Here is a 19739-nt window from a genome sequence, read left to right on the forward strand (position 1 = left end):
GCCGCGGCGCCGCGCAAGAAGCCGTGAATTAACTGGGAGTGAGCTTCACGTACTCGATATTGAGCGTGATGATTTCGCTGTAGCGCAAAACGAACGTATCCCCGTCGACCTGGTAAAAACGTTCGCCGTCGCTGCCGTCGGCATGCGCGCCGTCCTTATCCCTCGAGATGGGCCGGCGCGAAACATTTTGAAGCACAAGGCGATCGAGCTGCCCCTCGGCATTGACATAGAATTCGTTCAACATGCCCACATACAGCACCGCTTCTTTTGCCACCTCGACAATCGCGGAAACGATGATGAAGTCCGGCGCTTCATGCTCCGAGAAATCCGCGCCCGTCAGCAGGTAATACCATGGCGCTTCATGAAACCGGAACAAGGTCCCCCAGGGTGCACTTGAACGGTCGAGCCGATAGCGCGAAATGGCAAAGCGTATCAATGTCGGCACCACGAACGATGCCACGAACAAGGTGACGAAGTAGCGGGCAAGCCACGGGAAATCGGCTGCTACTGCGGCCGTCGCCTCGGCCTGGCTCTGCGGCGCGGCTGACAGCAGTTTCATCAGCACAAGGGGATCGATCCGCAGGTTGAACCAGCTCTCGGCCGCCCACAACGCAAGATAATGTGCAAACACGGACCACAGCACGGCTTCGGCGACCACCTGTCCGAACGGTGAAAAGTCGAGGGAAGTCCGCTCGGCCCGTTTCAACCGGGTGCGGAAGATGAAACCGGGTAGAAGAAACAGGAAAATGATGACCGCCGGGAGCGCAATATTCATCCCGGATGTCAGGCGTCTTTGGCCTTGGGCACGAACACGGCTTTCACCGTGCCACCCGTCTTACTACGGCGAATCTCGACCTGGGCATCGGCGCCTTGCTCGGTGTTACCCGCACCTGCTCGGCGGGTGACGAGGAAACGGCGCAGCTGCTCGCGCGCGATCGGGTCGGCAAGCAGCTCGGTGGCAAGGGGACTTTTCAGGGCTTTCATGGTTTGATGATGCCATAAGCGGGCCGCATACGCATCAATTTCGGTCGGGGCGCCCCCCTCCGACCGGCCCTCAGGCTTTCCCAAGGCCAAATTCACGGATCGGCGGCAATGCCGATGGCGGACCGCTGTGCATACCGCCCGGATGGCGCGATAAAGACTATCCAGAGGCAACGCGACGAGCCGGTATGTTAAAGTGCTCTCATGCAACCCCTCAAATACCTCGGCGCGTATTCCGACCAGACGCTGGCGCAAGTGACCCAGCTGATCGAGCAGAACAAGCTCGGCGACGTACTCAAACAGCGCTACCCCGCCGCCCACGACGTGCGTACCGACCGCGCCCTGTACGATTACGTGCAAGACCTCAAGTCCGAATTCCTGCGTAATGCCGACCCGATCAACAAGGTCGCCTTCGACGGCAAGCTACACGTGATCCAGCACGCGCTCGGCCTGCACACCACCATTTCGCGGGTCCAGGGCAACAAGCTCAAGTCCAAGCACGAAATCCGCGTGGCCACCGTGTTCAAGGACGCGCCCATTGAATTCCTGCGCATGATCGCCGTGCACGAGCTGGCGCACGTCAAGGAAAAGCAGCACGGCAAGGCGTTCTACAAGTTGTGCTGCTACATGGAACCCAACTATCACCAGTACGAATTCGACTTGCGCCTCTATCTGACCGAACTCGACATTTCGGGAAAGCGCCTCTGGAACGCCACCTGATCCAAGGTCCTGCCTGCACGCTGCCCATTATCGCCGGCCTGCTCGGATGGCACGCCTTGTCGACATACCCCTAATTAATTGCATTAATAGCACTGGCAACTGCCCGCTTGCCGCATTGCCGCGCTAGCCCCGGGCCTTGTGCGCCGCCCGGACAGCGGCGAGTGCATCCTTTCAGCCATCTTGCACATGCGCGCCTGTCACCTGCCGCCGTGGCGGCTTGGTCCTGGCCGTGCGTGGCCCTCGCGTCGCAACATTTACTCAAGCAAACGGCTGCACGCTGGTGACGGCCGTGCCGGTGCGGCACTCCGCCTGAACCTGCCGCGTTGTTCCGCTGGTTGGCGCCCCAGTTCGGTTTATGGATATCAACCACATTTTCTAACAGTAAAGACAGGCGAGTGTCAAATGCGAAATAAAAATTGTTGTTTGTTAATTTTTTTGATGTTTTTGTGCTAATCTTGCCCCCTCAAAAAATGGGGATGATAGCGATGGATATGCTTACAAGAATACGGGGCTGCGTGACACCGCGATCGTCCCGCCGCGCCGGTCAGGGGTCGTCGCCGCCGCGCCCTCGTGCAGGCAGTCTTGCGCGCGCGATCGCATGGATCGCCGGGCCCCTTGCCATGCTTGCGGCAATGGCCTTTATCCCGGCAGCGGCTCAGGAAAATCCGGCTGTCACGCGCGGCGCGGCTTGGCTGCAGGCGCAAATCAGTGCGAACGGCGCGTTGCTGAGCGAGGCGAGTTCCATTGCTACTCCCATGCAAGCCCGTAGTGAAACCAATACCACCCTGACACTGCGTTCATTTGCGTCCCCCGCGCTGGCCGGGATCATTGCCGGCGAGCCCGACGACGTTACCGAATACCTGGCCCGAAAAGTACTCAGCCTCCCGGCGGCGCTGGTCCCGGCTTCCGCATCGCTGATCGAACTGACGACGCGTCAAAATGCCGACGGCGGGTTCGGCGGGGCGCGCGGGTTCGCCAGCAATCCTCTCGATACCGCCTGGGTCTTGCTGGCATTGAACCAGTCGAAGAACACCCCACCTTCCTTGTCTGGCGCCGCAGTGAATTACTTGCTCGCGACACAACAAGTCGACGGCGCATTCGGGATGGCGCCGGACACGCCGAATGCGTACATTACATCGACCGTGGCGCTGGTATTGCAAGCGAACGGCAGTAATACCGCCGCCTTGAATGCCTTGAACCGGGTAAATGCATGGCTGCTGGCGCGCCAGGGTGCCGATGGAAGCTGGGGCAGCGTTGCTGAAACGTCCGCCGTCTACCTGGCCTTGATCGGCAGCGTCAGCGACGCGGCGCTGCAAACCACCGTGAAATCCTATCTGTTATCGCAGCAAGCGCTCGATGGCGACTGGGGTGCCGATCCGTACGCGACGGCACTGGCCTTGCGCGCCCTGGCGGCCAAGCCACAGCCGGTCGTCACCACCGGACGCGTTGTCATGCGTGTCGTTGACGGCGCGACCGGGCAGGCCGTTGCAGGCGCCATGGCGCAGTTGCAAGGGACGTCCATCGCCCCCTCGCTCAGCGACGCTACCGGCCAGCTCAGCTTCTCTGAAGTTCCTGCTGGAAATTATATCGGTATCCTGACCGGTGCTGGATATGCGCCCCGCAGCGTGCCATTCGCCCTGCGCGCAGGAACCACGACCGACCTGGGCTCGATCGCCCTGACGGTGGCACAGACCAGCGGCGTGCTCAAAGGCGTCGTCCGGGACAAGGCGAGCAACAGCGTGCTGCGTGACGTCGTGGTCAGCGTGGCGGGCAGTGCGAATGCCAGTACCCATACCTTGGCCGACGGCTCGTATGCGCTCACCGGCCTGGCCCCCGGCCCGGTGACGATTGTCGCCGCCAAGCCCGGTTTCGCGAGCGTCAGTGCCAGCGGCACCGTGGTTGCCGGCGAGACACTGATGTTCAGCCCGACCCTGTCCCTGCCCGGCGAACCGGCGGACACGGCAGGCACCTTGATCGGGCAGGCGGTCGATCAGACTTCCCTGGCGCCACTGCCGGGAGTAATGATCAGCGTCGGCGCAACCGGCAAAACCGCAGTGAGCGGCCAGGACGGCAGATTCAGCATGATGAATGTTCCCGCCGGAACCTATGCCGTCAGTTTTTCCAAGCCGGGATACACGAGCAAACTGTTTGCCACGGTGCTGGTCGCCCCCGGCAGCACGAATGATTTCCAGGTGCTTGGCTTTAGCAAGACGCTGACCACGGTCGCCCTGGCCGGTCGTCTGAGCGACATCCAGTCCGGCAAGGCCATCGCGCAGGCCACCGTCACGGTGGTCGGCGCCGCGCTCACCACCCAGACCGACAGCAATGGCGACTACCGCATCGAAGGCCTGGCCCCTGGCGGCACGACCTTGCGCTTTAGCGCGTCCGGCTATGCCAGCGAAACCGTGGCCGCCAGTTTTCCGGCAGCCGGCGAATACCGGTTCGATAAAACGCTGGCGCTCGACGGCGCCGGCAATCCAAGCTTCAGCATGCTTGTCAGCGACCAGCCTGTCTATCCAGCGCATGCGCCGGCCGTCCTGAAAATGGAGATCGCCAATACGGCGGCGACACCGGTGGAGAATGCGGTGATCGACATCACGATCTTCGATCCGCAAGGCCAGGTTATCGGAATGCAGCAAGCGGTCCGGATCGACGCCGACGGCGTTGCGCAAGAAAATTTCATGCTCGCCCCCAACAGCACGACCGCGGTCGATGTCAAATGGTCGACCCTGGCGCATGCGCCCGGCGTGTATCAATTCAAGGCACGCATCTTCACCAGCAACGCCAGCACCGGCGGCAAGACGGTACTAGCCGAGCGCACGTCGTCCTTCACGATCGCGGCAAGCCGCAAGGTTTTGCGCCTGAGCATAGTTCCGGTGCCGGCGTACAGCGTCTTCGAGGCCACCGAGCAGATGCAATTCAAGGTCGAGGCGATCCATCAGTCGAACCAGCCGGTCACCATCCCGTTCCGCTATGCCTTCATGGCACCGGGCGGCGCCGTGCTGAAAGAAGAGGAAGGCAGCATCACCCTGCAGCCCAACGACATGCTGGGATCGGTCACCCTCGGTCCCTTTGCCCACCGCTTCACGGCTGCCGGGGTGTACCCGGTGGTGCTGTCGTCCACGGGAGATCCGGCGCCCCAGGTGCTCGCCAATGGTGAAGTACAGGTCGCTCCCGGCATCCGGGTCGGCGTCACCCAGAAGATCACGCCGACCAGCGTGACCGCGGATGGCGACAAGCGGATACGGATTCACCTGGAATTGAAGGGAGTGGAGCAAAAATGATGACCGAACAACGTTTCAACACTGTATCGGCGCGCACCGGTTTCTTCCTCTGCGCTGCGGCCATCGGCTTGATCGCCCGCCTGGGCGCGGCCGTCACCCGCGCCACCCTGCTCGCCTTCGTCGGCCTGGCGTGCATGCTCGCGCCCTGTCACGCCGGCGCGGCCGAGCTGATCACCGGCCTGGGCGGCGACTCCGGTTTCGGTAACCTGGCCATGGGGCGCAACGACGACGGCTCGTCGGCCAGCATCGCATTTGGCGCCGGCTTCCCGCACGGTCTCAAGCTGTTTTCCGGAACCTACAAGACCGGCTATATCAACAATAACGGCAACATCACTTTCAGTGCCGGGCATGGTCCGTATACCCCGGTACCGTTTCCGGTCACCAATCTGCCCATGCTGGCTGCGTATTGGGGCGATGTCGACACGCGCGGCACGCTAAGCGATCCATTGCGAAACAATGTCTATTACAGCACCGCAATCGCCGGCAAATTCATCGTCACCTGGCATGACGTCGGTTACTACAGCAATGGCGTCAACAAGCTCAATGCGTTCCAGATGGTCCTCACCGACCGCAAAGACGTTGCGGAGGGCGATTTCGACATCGAGTACCGCTACAGCCGGCTGGAATGGACCACGGGCAGCGCCAGCGGGGGCGCGGACGGCTTGGGCGGTACCCCGGCCCAGATGGGCTATGACGCCGGTGACGGCAAGAATTTCTTCCGCCATGCCGATTCCGGTACGGCAGCCATCCTGACGCTCGTTGAAACGAGCAATGTGGGCGTGCCGGGCGTGTGGCGTTTCGAAGTCAGGGGCGGTAATGCGACTCCCGTGCGCACGCCGATCCTGGTCGATGTCCGCTTGATCCAGACGCTCAATGCCAGCCATATTGCTGTCGATCCCGCCTCGTTCGTCACGCCGCCGCAAAGCGTCACCACGGCCAATGGGCGCACGGTGATCGAGTGGGGCTTTGCCGCCTTTCCAGCCGATATCACGAAAGACCTGAGTTTCGACATCGTCTTCAAGAACCCGGTCGGCGGCGAGCGCCGCGAGGTGGTGTCGAAACTTGAATTGCTCTACAAGGATGTCAACGGCAATCCGGTGCGCACCGAACTCGGAGCGGAATTCGTCAACGTCCATCCATCGGTCTACCAGGTCACGCCGAGCAGCGATAAAGCGCTGTATGGGCCGAACGAGCCGGTGCTGATCAGCAGCGCGGTAAAAAATCTGAGCGCCGCGAGCGGGAGTACCGCCGTGCGTTTGTCCATTTTAGACAGTAGCAATGTCTTCGTCGCCATGGTCGGCACCCTGCCCGCGCAGACCGTGGAGGCTGGCGCCGTCAAGCTCTTCGGCGCGCTGTCGTTCCCGAGCGGGACGACGTACGTGGGCAATTACAAGATTCTGGCGGAACTGCTCGACCCGGCCGGCAAGGTCATCGCCAGCGGGACCAGTTCGTTCGCCATCGGCGCCGCCGCCGGCCAGAATGCCAAGGTGGCCATTGTCAGCGACAAACAGGTCTACCAGCCGTTCGAGACGGTGCGCCTGTCCGACCATCTGGTCAACCAGCTGGTCAATGCCAGTATCGACGATCTGCGGATCCAGACCGTCGTGCGCAATCCGGACAACAGCGTGCGCATGACGCGCACCGAAGTGCTGGCGCAATTGCCGCCTAGCGGGGTCAAGGACTACGCGTACAGCGTTGCGCTCGGTTGGGCTGCCATCGGCCGCTATACGGCGACGGTCACGGTGACCAAGGCTGACGGAAGCGTGCTGGCACAGGCGCTCACGACGTTCTCGGTAGCTTCCAGCGCTGACAGCGGTGCCGGACTGACCGGATCGATCACTGCCGCTCCCGCCTCCACAGGCAGCGGGCAAACGATCAAGCTTGCCTTTAACGCGACCAATAACGGCAATGCCGCTCTGGTCGGCCTGCCACTGACCGTCAGCATTATCGATCCGGACCTGCAGCAGGTCGTTGCAAGTTATCCGTATGCGGGTAACCTGGCGATCGGTGGTGTCTACGACGGCGCTTCTGAATGGGTGGCGCTGGCCGGCACCGGCGGCAACTATGTTGCGGTACTGAGCGCGCGCGTCGGCGCCAAGGATCTCACGCTGGCCCAGGTGGCGCTGCGCGTCGTCACGCTCGACAGCACCCAGACGCGCCAGCCGGTCAACCGGGTGCTGGCCCTGGTTTCCTGCCGCGAGGGCGAGGATGACGCCAAGCCGGGTGCTGCCTGCCTAAGCGCGCGTGCCCAGACCATCGCCCACGCGCTGGAAGCGGCCAAGGTCACGCATACCATCGTCAGCGACGAGCTGGCATTCAAGAAAGCACTGCGTAGCGGCCTATACAACACGTACTGGCTGTCGGGCAAACAAGGCAAACTGCATGGCCAGCTCGCCAACGAACTCAAGCAAGCGGTGTTCGGCGGTGACAGCGCGCTGATCGATAGCGAGCACGATCAGCGCAACGGGCTCGATGCGATGGCGGGAATACGCTGGAATGGCAAATATGGCGCGTCCGACTTGAATGTCGATATCGCCGGGCCGGTCTTCAGCGTACAACAGCTGGCAACGGTTGGCCGCAGCGGCCGCGTACTGCTCGCCGGCGGGACCCAGCACGCCGCCTTCAACGCGGGACGCGGAGCCGATGGCGCCGCCATCATTGGCAACCATTTCGGCGCCGGCCGGGTCGTGCAATACACCTTCGACTTGCCGTTCAGCCTGCGGACATATGCGCAGTGGCAGGCAGTACTCGAAACGAGCCTGAAGCACGTGCAGACGGCGCCGGCGGACATCGTCATCCCGGGTGCCGTGGTGCCGGTCAAGCTTGCGCTCAACAATCGGGGGCCAGCCGCCGCGTTCTCGATCAACACTGCCTTGCCGCTCAACTCGGCGTATCTGGGGTCAAGCCCTGACGCCAGCGTCGATGCCGGCACCGGTGCCCTGTCGTGGCTTGTCAGTCTGGACGCGCAGCAAAGCTGGGACGGCCTGCTGAGTTTCCGGGCGCCTCCGGCGGCTGGTCCCGGCGTGCTGCGCACGGTGGTGAGCCTGGTCGATCCTGCCTCGGGCACCGCGGCGCCGTTTGGCGACCCGCTGGTATTGACGCTCAACGTCGTCGACGCCACCAAGAGCGCGGCCCAGGCCAGGGCTGCCCTGATGGCCTATGCGCCGCTGGCCCGCAAGGACAGCAATCTGCGCGACAAGCTGGCGGCCGACGTCACTGTTGCCATGAGCTCTTTCAACCTGAACACGGCGGCAGGATACGACACCGCCATTGCTCAGTTGCTCGACGTCATCGATCAACTGTCCGGATTGCCCGCCGTGAACACCCGCCCGGTACACGACTGTCTCAATCGGATTGTGCGGGAAGCGCAGTGGCGCTGGAGCCAGGCGGCAAAGAACTGAGTGCCCGGTGAACAACGTCAAACCGGGGAAGCCCTGCGCCTCCCCGGATTGACGCGCACTCTTTCGCGTTCTACCGGTTAAAGAATCAAATGACGTTAAATCAATAAGGAAGTCCCGATGTTCCGCAACTTGTTCCGTAATTTCACGTTCCAACGCACGACCGCCTCCTTTGTCCTCCTGACTTTTACCAGCCTGACGCTATCGCCGTTGGCGCGCGCTCAGAATCAATACAATGCTGCCGAGGAGGCTGGCCTGCTGAAGAATGCGAATCGCGCCGTCGCCGCCCGCCATGCCAGTGCAAAGGTTCCCACTAGCGACGAGCGCGCTGCGAAATTGCTGGCAGACATACATGAAGATCTGAAGGTCACTGTGCCGCAAGTGGCGCTCGGCAAGAACGCCCTCATGACTGGCAAAGCCAAATTCGTTGGCCACGACCTGCCAGCAAAAGCGAAGAACATTCGGACCAAATATGGGGAATTGAAGGGGCTGTATTCAAGCATTGAAGAGGGGTTCGCCAGTACCGGTCAACGTTTAAAGGATGCCAGGCTTCCGCAAGAAATCCTTAACCGTCATGCGCTTGCCGCAGGTCAATACAAAAGCCGTAGGGCAGAATTCGACCGCCTGATGATTGCCGTTGAGCAAAGCCCTGATCAAGGCAGTGGCCAAGCGGCTGCATTGGCCGAACTCGCTAGCTTCATGGTAAGGCACCAGCACGCGAAGCCGCACCAATATACAGACCCGAACAAGCTACCGTTCGGTATGGCGGATGCCAAAACGCGTGCGCCAATCACAAGCAAGGAACAGTATCAGGCTAGTCTGTTCCCGCCAAAGCATAATGCCATCCTGCTTGCCGGTCCAATTCCGGATGGCATCCAGTTCACCCAGACGGTGCTGCCGAAGACGCCAAATGCGGCCGATCTTGCGCAAACCGATGACGTGCAAATCACGCCGGCCATCCATGCCCAGGCTGCACTGCTCAATAAGAATCCGGTCACGATCTACAATTGGGTTAGAAACAATATCTTATATATTCCATCGCACGGGAGTATTCAAGGCAGTGAGATGACGCTTGAGAACAAACGCGGCAATGCGATCGACACGGCGTCACTGCTCATTGCGTTGTACCGCGCGAGCGGCATTCCGGCGCGGTATGTTTACGGAACGATCGATATCCCGGCTACCGCCGCCATGAACTGGGTGGGAGGCGTAAGCAAGCCCGAAGCGGCCCAGAATCTGCTGGGGCAAGGCGGCATCCCGAATATTGGAATGACGGCAGGCGGCGTCGTGCAGACGATCCGCATGGAGCACGTCTGGGTGCAGGCGTATGTTGACTATATTCCAAGCCGTGGTGCGGTTAACAAGAATCCGGATACTTGGGTTGACCTCGATGCAAGCTTCAAGCAATATCGGTACACCAAGGGTATGGATATCAACGATAAGGTCGCGTTTGATGCCGCAGCTTCCCTGGCAAGCATTCAGCAAGGCGCGACGCTGAACGAGACGCAGGGCTATGTTCAAAATATCAACCTGAAGAACCTGCAGAGCCAGATTGCTTCTCATCAAACTCAGCTGGCGTCTTATATTGACGGCCAGAATCCAAAAGCAACGGTGAGGGATGTGATAGGTTCGCAAAACGTGACTGTTCAGTCCCTATGAACGCCAGATATTTGTTGTAAACAATTCCGATCACGTTCATCATGCTCGGATGGCAACGAAACCTCCTTCTCCCGACCTGACCTGCCTGTCCCACGAACAGAAGGACATCCTCATTCTGACGTTACTGGCCCGCTTGGAGGCGCTCGAATCGAAGGTCAACAAGAACAGCAACAATTCCAGCAAGCCACCCTCGTCGGATGGACTGACCAAGAAGACCAGTTCCTTGCGCGAGTCGTCGGGCAAACTGCCCGGCGGCCAGGCTGGCCGCAAGGGCAGCACACTCAAGCAGGCCTTGCAGCCGACCAGCCACACCGGTCATCCGCTGCCAGAACACTGCAACCGCTGTCAGCATGCATTGCCGCTGTACGATGCCGTAGTCCAAGAACGCCGTCAGGTATTCGATGTGCCTGTCGTTGCGTTCGACATCGTGGAACACCGCACGCTATCCGTGCGCTGCCAGTGTGGACAACTGCACAGCAGCGCATTCCCGGCTAACGTGACCGAGCCGGTGCAATACGGCCCCAACGTGCGCGCGTTGGCGGTCCACCTCACGCAGGGCCAGATGCTACCGTTTGCTCGCGCCGCCGAGCTGATTCGTGACGTGTATGGTCTCGCTATTTCACCCGGCACGCTGGTGGCCTGGGTAGGCGAAGCGCGCCTGGCATTGCAAGGCACGGCAGATCTGATCGCGCAGTATTTGCGCGACGCCGCGCTGGTCAACGCCGATGAATCAGGCCTGCGTGTGGCTGGTCAACTGCACTGGCTTCATATCGCGGCCAACGACACGCTTACTTGGTACGGCTTGCACGCCAAGCGTGGCATGGAGGCGATCACCGCGCATGCCATCTTGCCCCATCGCTCGGGCGTACTGGTGCACGACTGCTGGTCGCCGTACTGGAAACTGGACGATGCCACACACGCCTTGTGCAACGCGCATTTGCTGCGCGAACTGCTGTACGTGAAGGAACTCACGGGACATCAGTGGCCCCAGACGATGACGGATTTCCTGCTCAGCGCCAATCAGCTATGTTGGGCTGCACGGCGCTCCGGAAAGCGCTTCAGCGAAACCGACATCGCTGCATTCACGACACTTTATGACGCCATCGTCGTTGAAGGGGAAGCACTGCATCCCGAGATCGAACTTCCCATCTGGAAGGGCGGCCGCGCCAAGCAATCGGTCGCCTGCAATCTACTCCGGCGCTTCCGCAAACATGCTGACGCCGTCCTGTTGTTCATTCGCGATCTCGCCGTACCGTTCACCAACAACGTGGCCGAACGGGCCGTGCGCATGCCCAAGGTAAAACAGAAGGTTTCGGGCTGCTTCCGCACCGTCGAAGGCGCCGACAATTTCTGTGTCATTCGCTCCTGCCTTGATACGCTGCGCAAGCAGGGTCACGGTATGCTGGAAGTGCTACAGCGAGCATTCGCCGGTAATCCCATCCAGCCAACTGCATAGGCGCTGAACAGTCACCGCAAAACATCATCGCCCACAACCACAGTATGCTGGCTGGCACGCTGCCATACAAGACGGTGGCGATTGGCAGCCGATTCCAGCTTGTTCCCGATAACTTGAAATGGAAATTTAAAACCAATATTTATGCTGCCGACGGCTTTAGTGATGGCAGCGATCCAATTATCGAGATTAATCGCCCTACCTCGACGCTGGCGGGAAAGAAGATTACCTTGAGCTTTGCCGCAGCGACCAAGGCAGATGAAGACCTGATTGCCAGTTACATGCCCAAGCCGCATCTGGACGGCACACCTATCCAGCCTCATGAGTTTCCCACGAGCTTGCCTGGCTATTTGCTGCGCTTGAAAGCGCAGCTCAGGGTTGATGGCGAACTGGTGGCGCAAACCCCTGGTAGCTTTACCATGGGCAGCGAAGTGCGGCAATCAAATCAGTTTTATAACCCGTCCAAGGCAGCATGGGACGGCGGCGCAGACAACGACATTGTGGTGGGGGAATACAACGCTATTGGAATGGACCTGCAGGGCAATGGTGCACAACAATTGAAAAAACAACAAGCACGGATGGAAGCGACCCACTCAAAGCTCAAGCAGTTCGAGCAGCGCCCAAATGACACAACTTTGATCGAGGGACTGACAAAAGAAGACGTGGCAGGCGATTTATTGCAGGCCGGAATATTGGCTTACTTCGCCAAGGTCAACGCCAGCAATGCGCTCGACGCCACCATTTCCGGCAACATGAAGTCGTACCGCTTGCCAAGTTATGGACGTTTTTATACATCGGTCCAGCCAAGCTACTGGTTTGGCATAGCACGTAATGTCAGCTTCCCGGGTATGGGAATTGATGTAGACTATCTCTTCACCCAGCTTGAGTCAAGCAACGCCAACGCCAGCGACAAGGCGGACCACATGCGGCGAATCGGTGCAGAAAGCTCAGCTGCTGAGCACACGATACCGGAAATATTGGCCCGCAACGCGGCCTTGCCGGCGAGTCATCCCGCACAGCCACAGGGTGTGTCGGCAGTGAAGGCTCTAGCAGTTGCTGCAGCGCAGGGGCAGAGGATCTATGCTCTTAATTCACGCAATCTATCTCTGCACAGTACCATTCTGCAATCACTTGCGATCGATCAGGATGTGAAATCGGAAATCGCCAATGCACTTGCTTCAGGTAAGGAAGTCACTGTACACGAAAAAAATATTGCCATCAGCGGCTGGACGGGAAGCGGCTATTTGATACTCGACCCACAGACAGGTGCTGGTGCGTATAAAATAGCAGGGGGCGGCAACGGCGGCGAAGTAATCTTTCAGGGCGGCGCGGCACTGTTTGCGCTTACGCAGATAATGAGTTTTGCATTTTATGGCGGTACTGCTATTGGATTAGCACTAGTCGCTGGACCGGTCGTCGTAGGTATCACGCTTCTGATAGCGGTGGTGACGCTCGTAGCTGCCCTGGCGACAGATCCCGATAAATTATGGATCCAGACGGAACTGACCAAACGGCTGGCGATTATCGTCGGGCTTGTACAGCTCGGCGCATTGGCCTTTGCCCTTTCACCGTTCCTGTTCTTTTTTGTATTTATCGCCCTGCTTTTATATATCGCTTTGATTATCGTGACGGAATTGGGATTCAATCTTCGGAAAAATAGGCCGGATTGGAGGTATGCATGAGTGTGAGATCGAAGAACATTTGGAAGGCGCATTTTATATTCAATTTTGTCTTTTTCCTTTTGGCACTGATCGGGCTGTGGAAGACGCATACTCTGTGGGGATTTGTCTTGCCCGCCGCTTCGGTAGGAATGACGGCAATACTAGCCTGGTTCGTTGATAAACAAGAAGCGGGCAAAAAAGACGACTGATGCAACGTCGTTGCGACGAGAAGTAAGCAGTACGCGACGAGCAAGCATGCCACCTCTGTCCAATGACTGGTATTGTTCGGATCGAGCAGCGTTTCGAATACGGTGGAGTCGGAGACAGCGGCGTGGGTTACGGCCAGTTTTCGTATGAGCTTGCAACGCTTGGCTGCCGGACGCCGCCGTCCGCGCAGCCTCCGGTAGCGCGCTAACGCCGCTGCAGCGCCCACTGCTCGCTGGCGGCGTTGTTGAGCGGGTTCTGGATGATGGCCGCATTGTCCTGCGTGCTGCCGCCTTTGATGTCCAGCCCCATGCCGCTCAGCTGGTTGCTCACCGTGTGCCAGCCCGCCGCCGGACTGGCGAAACGCCAGCGCTGCCCGCCGCCGGCCCAGTAATCCCACTGCGCGATGGGGGTGCCGGCCGTGGTGGAATTGCCGTAGTTATCCAGGCTGCGCAAGCTGCCCGCGTTGATGATGCTGTAATAGCCATCGCCCTGCCCGATCACATACCACGACTGGTGCTTCGCGCCGCTGTCGGCAGCCTGCTGCACCATCGCGCCGTTTGTTGTGGCGGCGCCGGCCACCGTCAGCACCTTGCCGCTGGCGCGCGACTTGATCGCATAGGCGCCGTCGCTGATGCCGCCGCAGCCGGCAAAGCTGGTGAAATTGCGCGTCATGCTCGGCCAGCCGCCGCTGTACGTCATCTTGAGGATATCCAGCTTGGCCCTGCCCCCGTCGGACAGGTCGTAATAATGCGTGGAGACGAAATTGCAGCCATCCTGCTTGAGCACCGCCACGTGGCCCGGCCCCCGGTATTTGCCATCGCTGACGGGAAGAATGGTGCGCGCGTCCGAATACGGCCCTGTGATACTGGTCGCGCGCAGCACTTCCACGTAATAGGTGCTGTCGGCCCACTTGCAGCAGGCGCCACGGTTGACGAACAGGTAATAGTAGCCGCCATTGCGCGTAATGTACGGCGCCTCGATGTCCTTGTGCCCGCCGCCGAGCACCTTGGTCACGCTGCCGGCCAGCTTGCCGGTGGCCTGGTTGATCTGCGCCACTCCGATCCCGCCAAAGAATGAGCCGTACGACATATACACCTTGCCGTCATGGTCGCGGAACAGGGCCGGGTCGATCGCGTTCATTTCGGTGAACCCGCCGAACGATTCGACCACGATGCCAAGGTCGGTCCAGGACGGATTTTTCAGCGACGCCGAACGCGCCACGCCGATCGCCGACGTGGTCGTGCCCCATTGCGACACCGAGTAGTACAGGTAGTAGTAGCCGTTCATGTGGATCACGTCGGGCGCCCAGATCGAGCCCTTGAAACCCGGGATCTTGTTGGCGATCCAGGCCGGGTAGGTGGCAAACACCGGTTTGGTCTGCGGCGACCAGGTCACCAGGTCCTTCGAGGTGGAGTGCCAGATGCCCTCGTCGCTCGTGGTGAAGTTGAAGTACGTGTCGCCGTCCTTGGTGATGGTGCCAGGGTCGTGGGCGCCCTTCGCGCCAGCCAGTTCGATGGCCAGCGCCGGGGCGGCGGCAAGGGCGAGGCTCAGCGCCGTCAGTAGTGGTTTTAACATGGGTCTCCGATCTTGTTATGTGGTTGTCCTGCCAACACAGGGTAGGCCGCGCCGCGCGCGCCGGCCAATCACTTTTTAGCGCCGCGCGATCACCGTTTCGGTATCGCCCGCCATCCCTGCGAAAGTCAATTCTCACCGAATGTTGCGTTTCTGCAGCACAAGTTATCAGGACGATTACGTCCGGCAGGATAATCATCGACAAGCGCCACCCTGCTCTATAAAGTCGAGTCTGAACCCCGCGCTGGCCCCGCTCCCGCCAGCCTGACGAACCGACCACTCCCGCACCTGGCCTCCCCGCTTGCGCGCGCACCACCGTGCTGCGCCTCCGTAAGGCATGCACCACCGGACCTTATTCATGCACAAGTCTTCCCCCTGCCCTGCCCATGTTGTCGCCACGCGCGCCTGCGCCCTGGGCGTCGTGCTGCTGGCCAGCGCCGGCGCGCGCGCGGCCGACGCCGATGCCGTGAAATGGACGTTCGGCGGCTTCGGCACGGCCGCGGTGAGCCATTCCGACAACCGCCAGGCCGACTTCAGCTCCAGCGTGCTCAAGGCCACCGGCGCCGGCTATACCGACGCCTGGAGCCCGCACGTGGACAGCCGCCTCGGCGCGCAGCTCGGCGTCACCGTCAACAAGCAATGGTCGGGCGTGGTGCAGGTGATTACCGAACAGCGGCTGGACCGCAGCTACCGCCCCATCGTCGAATGGGCCAACATCAAGTACCAGGCCACGCCCGACCTGTCGGTGCGCCTCGGGCGCATCGCGCTGCCGGTGTTCCTGGCGGCCGACTACCGCAAGATCGGCTACGCCTACCCATGGGCACGCACCCCGGTCGAGGTGTATGGCGCCATCCCGATCAGTAACAGCGACGGGATCGATGTCAGTTACCGCTGGCGCGCCAATGGCGTCAAGTTCGTCAGCCAGGCATTCGCCGGCGGCACCACCCTCGATCTGCTGAACGACAACGAGGTCAAGTCGCGCAAGCTGACCGGCGTATCGACCACGGCGGAACACGGCGCCCTGAGCGGCCGTATCAGCGCCTTCAGCAGCGAGGTGACGATCGACCTGGCCGAGTACCTGTTCGACGGCCTGCGCCGGTTCGGCCCGCGCGGCGAGTCCCTGGCGGATCAGTATGAAGTCGAGCGCAAGCGCTTCAACGCCCTGACCCTTGGCGCCACCTACGATCCGGGCAACTGGTTCGCGATGGCCGAAATCGGGCGCTTTACCACGCATTCCTTTTTCGGCAAGTCGATCACCTTGTATTCCAGCGCCGGCTACCGCTTCGGCGCGTTCACGCCCTACATCGCCTTCGCCGGCGCCAAGGCCAGGAGCTCGACGCGCGACCCCGGCCTGCCGCTCGACGGCTTGCCGCCCGCGCAGGCCGCGTCGGCCGCTCGACTCAATGAAGGGTTGAACTACCTGTTGATGAGCGTGCCGGCCCAGACCACCGCCAGCGCCGGCGTGCGCTGGGACGTGCGCCGCAATATCGCCCTCAAGCTCCAGTACGACCGGGTGCGGCCGGACGAGCGTTCGCGCGGTACCCTGTTCAACGTGCAGCCAGGCTTTAGCGCGCGCCCGCGCGTGAACCTCGCGAGCGCGGTGCTCGACTTCGTGTTCTGAGGGCGCCGGCATGAACAACCCTTTTCTCCACCGCCTGCTGGCCGCCTGCGCCCTCTCGCTCCTGCTGCTCCAGCCGCTGCACGCGGCCGGCACCGACCTGGTGGTGATCGTCTCGGCCAAAAGCCAGGTCGCCAGCATGCGCGCCGACCAGGTGGCCGACATCTTCCTCGGCCAGGTCGGCACCTTCCCCGACGGCGCCGAAGCGGTGGCGCTCGACCAGCGCATCGGCACCGGCCTGCGCGACGAGTTCTATGCGCGCGTCACGGCCAAGACGCCGGCGCTGCTGAAGGCTTACTGGACCAAGATGATCTTCACGGGGCGCGGCCAGCCGCCGCAGGAGGCCGGAGACAGCGCCGCCGTGCGCCGCATGGTGGCCGATAACCCGGCGCTGATCGGCTACATCGACAAGGCGGCGCTCGATCACAGCGTCAAGGCCGTGCTGGTGGTGCGCTGAGCATGAACGGACCGCGCGCCCGCTTCACGCGCCTGCTCGGGCTCGCACAGGAGACCCACATCTCGCTGCCGCTGTTCGCCATGCTGCTGCTGGTGATCATCTGGATGGCGACCGACCACTTCATCGGCATCGAACGCAGCGCCGCGCGCGACGCCGCGCGCGACTCGAGCCAGGAACTGATCGACACCTACGAAGCGCAGATGCAGCGCAACCTGGGCAGCATCGACCAGACCCTCAAGGTGCTCAAGTACGCGGTCGAGCTGAAAGGCACGGCCGGCGCCCTGCCGGCCCTGAACCAGCAAGGCTTGCTGCCTTCGGGCCTGGTGTTCGTGGTCAGCATCGCCGACCGCGGCGGCATGGTCGTGGCCAGCAATCCGCCTGCGCGCGAGATCAACGTCTCGTCCCAGAGCTACTTTGCCTTTCACCGCGACAGCGGCAGCGACACCGGCACCCCTTTCGTCAGCCAGACCCTGCGCGACAGCGCCAATCCCGACTGGCACCTGCACTTCACGCGGCGCCTGAACGACAAGGATGGCCGCTTCGCCGGCGTGGCCATCGTCGAAGTCGACCCGGCCTACTTCACCAGCGGCTACGAGCGTTCGCGCCTGGGCGAGTCGGGTGCGCTCGGGCTGTACGGAACCGATGGCGTGTTCCGTGCCCTGCGCATCGGCGACAAGGTGGTATGGGGCCTGCGCGCGCCGCACGTGCCGCGCGAGGCCGGCGCCGGCCAGGTCGTCGCCAGCGACTGGGACGGCGTGCGCCGCCACACCAGCGTGCGCCGCCTGCACGGCTTTTCGCTGACCGCGCTGGTGGGCCTGTCCGAACACGAATCGATGGCCGCCTTCGAGCAGCAGCGCCGCAACTACCTGTGGGTGGCCGGCAGCGGCAGCGCGCTGCTGGTCATCATCGTCACGCTGGTGTGCGGGTGGTCGTGGCAGCTCACGCGCACGCGGCGCCGCATCCGCCGCGCCCAGGAGACCTATGCCGCCGCCTCGGAAGCGAGCCTGGACGCCTTTTTCGTCATGCGCAGCATCAGTGCCGACGACGGCACGATCGCCGACTTCGTCATCGAGGCCACCAACACGCGCGCCGAAAAGCTGGCCGGCATGGACAAACCGAGCCTGCGCGGCCTGCGCCTGTCGGCCATGCTGCCGGCCTTCCGCGACAACGGTATCTTCGAGGACCTGATCAAGGTCACCCTGGTCGGCGGCGTGCACGAAGCCGAATGGCTGGCTGAATTGAGCGGCGGGCGCACCTGCTGGCTGCACCGCCAGGTGGTGGCGGTCGAAGACGGCGTGGTGGCGATCGTGCGCGACATCACCGAGCGCAAGGTGGCCGAGGAACGCATCCGCCACATGGCGCACCACGACGAACTGACCGGCCTGCCCAACCGCAGCCTGATCCGCGACCGCCTCGACCAGGCCATCCTGCAGGCGCAGCGGCGCGGGCGCTGCGTGGCGGTTGCCTTCATCGACCTCGACGGTTTCAAGCTGGTCAACGACGGTCTCGGCCACAACGCCGGCGACGAACTGCTCAAGGTGGTCGGCGCGCGCATGAGCGCCTGCGTGCGGCGCGAGGATACCCTGGGCCGCTTCGGCGGCGACGAATTCATCATCATCCTGCCCGACCAGGCCGACAATCCGATGGCGGTCGCCCCGATCCTCGAAAAGATCCGCCAGGCGGTCACCGAGCCGGTGCTGCTGGAGGGCCAGGAAGTGCAGGTCAGCTGCAGCATGGGCGTGGTGATGTACCCGCGCGACGGCGCCGATCCGAATACGCTGATGATGAACGCCGACGCCGCCATGTACCGCGCCAAGGAGATGGGCAACAATAACTTCCAGTTCTACGCGCGCGAGATGAACGCCAGCGTGGAAGAAAAACTGGTGCTGCTCGAAGGCTTGCGCGGCGCCCTCGACGAAGGCCAGTTCCACCTGCTGTACCAGCCCAAGGTGGACCTGCGCAGCGGCCTCATTTTCGGCGTCGAGGCGCTGATCCGCTGGGAGCATCCGGAGCATGGCGTGGTGTCCCCGCTGCGCTTCATCGGCCTGGCCGAGGAAAGCGGCCTGATTGTCGCCATCGGGGACTGGGTGCTGCACACGGCCTGCCGCCAGAACAAGGCGTGGCAGGATGCGGGACTGGCGCCGATCACGATGTCGGTCAACGTCTCGCCGCGCCAGTTCGAGGAAAAGCGCCTGGTCGAACGGGTCGCCGCGGCCCTGCGCGAGAGCGCCCTGGCCCCGGGCGCGCTGGAACTGGAAGTGACCGAAAGCCTGATCATGCGCGACCTGGCGCAGTCGGTCGGCAAGATGCGCGAGCTCGAGGCAATGGGCCTGTCGCTGTCGATCGACGACTTCGGCACCGGCTATTCGAGCCTGTCGGCGCTCAAGTCCTTCCCCATCAGCAGCCTGAAAATCGACAAATCCTTCGTACGCGAGCTGGCCGACAATACCGACGACCAGGCCATCGCGATGGCCGTGATCTCGCTCGGCCACAAGCTGAACCTGCGCGTGATCGCCGAAGGGGTGGAGACCGAGCAGCAGTGCACCTTCTTGCGCGATAACGACTGCGATGAAATGCAGGGTTACCTGTTCAGCCGCCCGGTGCCGGCGGCCCAGATCGCGGCGCTGCTGGCCGAACAGGCGCGCATGCAGGCCGGTTGCGCTCACCCCGGGCGCAGTCTGCATCCACCGCAAGCCGATGTCGCCTGAAGCCATCCGGTTGAACTAAAT

At 61.9% G+C, this 19739-nt stretch carries 13 protein-coding genes; 10 read left to right on the plus strand and 3 right to left on the minus strand.

Annotation, left to right across the window (positions count from 1 at the left end):
* Positions 1–28: 28 nt before the first annotated feature.
* Both CR152_RS29305 and CR152_RS29310 read right to left on the minus strand, forming a co-directional pair.
* Positions 29–775: a hypothetical protein gene (locus CR152_RS29305; protein ID WP_099880896.1), complete on the minus strand. Its 747-nt coding sequence runs from the start codon at positions 773–775 to the stop codon at positions 29–31.
* 8 nt (positions 776–783) lie between these two features.
* On the minus strand, positions 784–984 hold the full coding sequence (locus CR152_RS29310; RefSeq protein ID WP_099880898.1) for a hypothetical protein: 201 nt from the start codon (positions 982–984) through the stop codon (positions 784–786).
* A gap of 201 nt (positions 985–1185) precedes the next feature.
* Here CR152_RS29310 and CR152_RS29315 point away from each other — a divergent pair, with 201 nt between their 5' ends.
* From CR152_RS29315 to CR152_RS29345, 7 genes are all read left to right on the plus strand, one after another.
* Positions 1186–1701 carry a YgjP-like metallopeptidase domain-containing protein gene (locus tag CR152_RS29315; protein WP_099880900.1) on the plus strand — a complete coding sequence of 172 codons (516 nt, stop codon included), beginning with the start codon at positions 1186–1188 and terminating at the stop codon, positions 1699–1701.
* Positions 1702–2456: 755 nt separating this feature from the next.
* On the plus strand, positions 2457–4985 hold the full coding sequence (locus CR152_RS29320) for an MSCRAMM family protein (protein ID WP_167399972.1): 2529 nt from the start codon (positions 2457–2459) through the stop codon (positions 4983–4985).
* Positions 4982–8386, plus strand: coding sequence for a nidogen-like domain-containing protein (locus CR152_RS29325; RefSeq protein ID WP_099880903.1), 3405 nt, complete (start codon positions 4982–4984; stop codon positions 8384–8386). Before CR152_RS29320 ends, CR152_RS29325 begins: the two co-directional genes overlap by 4 nt.
* A 117-nt stretch (positions 8387–8503) precedes the next feature.
* Entirely contained in the window at positions 8504–10042 is a 1539-nt protein-coding gene (locus tag CR152_RS29330) for a transglutaminase domain-containing protein (RefSeq protein WP_099880905.1), read from the plus strand.
* Between the two features lie 49 nt (positions 10043–10091).
* Positions 10092–11498: an IS66 family transposase gene (tnpC, locus tag CR152_RS29335; protein ID WP_099875919.1), complete on the plus strand. Its 1407-nt coding sequence runs from the start codon at positions 10092–10094 to the stop codon at positions 11496–11498.
* Positions 11499–11542: 44 nt separating this feature from the next.
* Positions 11543–13177 carry a hypothetical protein gene (locus CR152_RS29340; protein WP_099880906.1) on the plus strand — a complete coding sequence of 545 codons (1635 nt, stop codon included), beginning with the start codon at positions 11543–11545 and terminating at the stop codon, positions 13175–13177.
* Positions 13174–13365 (plus strand): hypothetical protein, encoded by a 192-nt coding sequence (locus tag CR152_RS29345; protein WP_099880908.1) that lies wholly within the window; start codon positions 13174–13176, stop codon positions 13363–13365. Before CR152_RS29340 ends, CR152_RS29345 begins: the two co-directional genes overlap by 4 nt.
* A 202-nt stretch (positions 13366–13567) precedes the next feature.
* Here the strand turns inward: CR152_RS29345 and CR152_RS29350 are convergent, their stop codons facing one another.
* Complete coding sequence (locus CR152_RS29350; RefSeq protein ID WP_099880910.1) at positions 13568–14938, minus strand: family 43 glycosylhydrolase; 1371 nt, start codon at positions 14936–14938, stop codon at positions 13568–13570.
* Between the two features lie 355 nt (positions 14939–15293).
* Between CR152_RS29350 and CR152_RS29355 the strand changes: the two genes are divergently transcribed.
* The 3 genes from CR152_RS29355 to CR152_RS29365 are packed head-to-tail and all read left to right on the plus strand — an operon-like array spanning position 15294 to position 19718.
* Positions 15294–16556, plus strand: a complete 1263-nt coding sequence (locus CR152_RS29355; RefSeq protein ID WP_099880912.1) for a hypothetical protein — start codon at positions 15294–15296, stop codon at positions 16554–16556.
* A 10-nt stretch (positions 16557–16566) separates the two neighbouring features.
* Entirely contained in the window at positions 16567–17010 is a 444-nt protein-coding gene (locus CR152_RS29360) for a type 2 periplasmic-binding domain-containing protein (protein WP_099880913.1), read from the plus strand.
* Positions 17011–17012: 2 nt separating this feature from the next.
* Entirely contained in the window at positions 17013–19718 is a 2706-nt protein-coding gene (locus CR152_RS29365; RefSeq protein WP_099880915.1) for a bifunctional diguanylate cyclase/phosphodiesterase, read from the plus strand.
* Positions 19719–19739 lie beyond the last annotated feature (21 nt).

This window comes from Massilia violaceinigra, assembly GCF_002752675.1.
Taxonomy (GTDB): domain Bacteria; phylum Pseudomonadota; class Gammaproteobacteria; order Burkholderiales; family Burkholderiaceae_D; genus Telluria_A; species Telluria_A violaceinigra.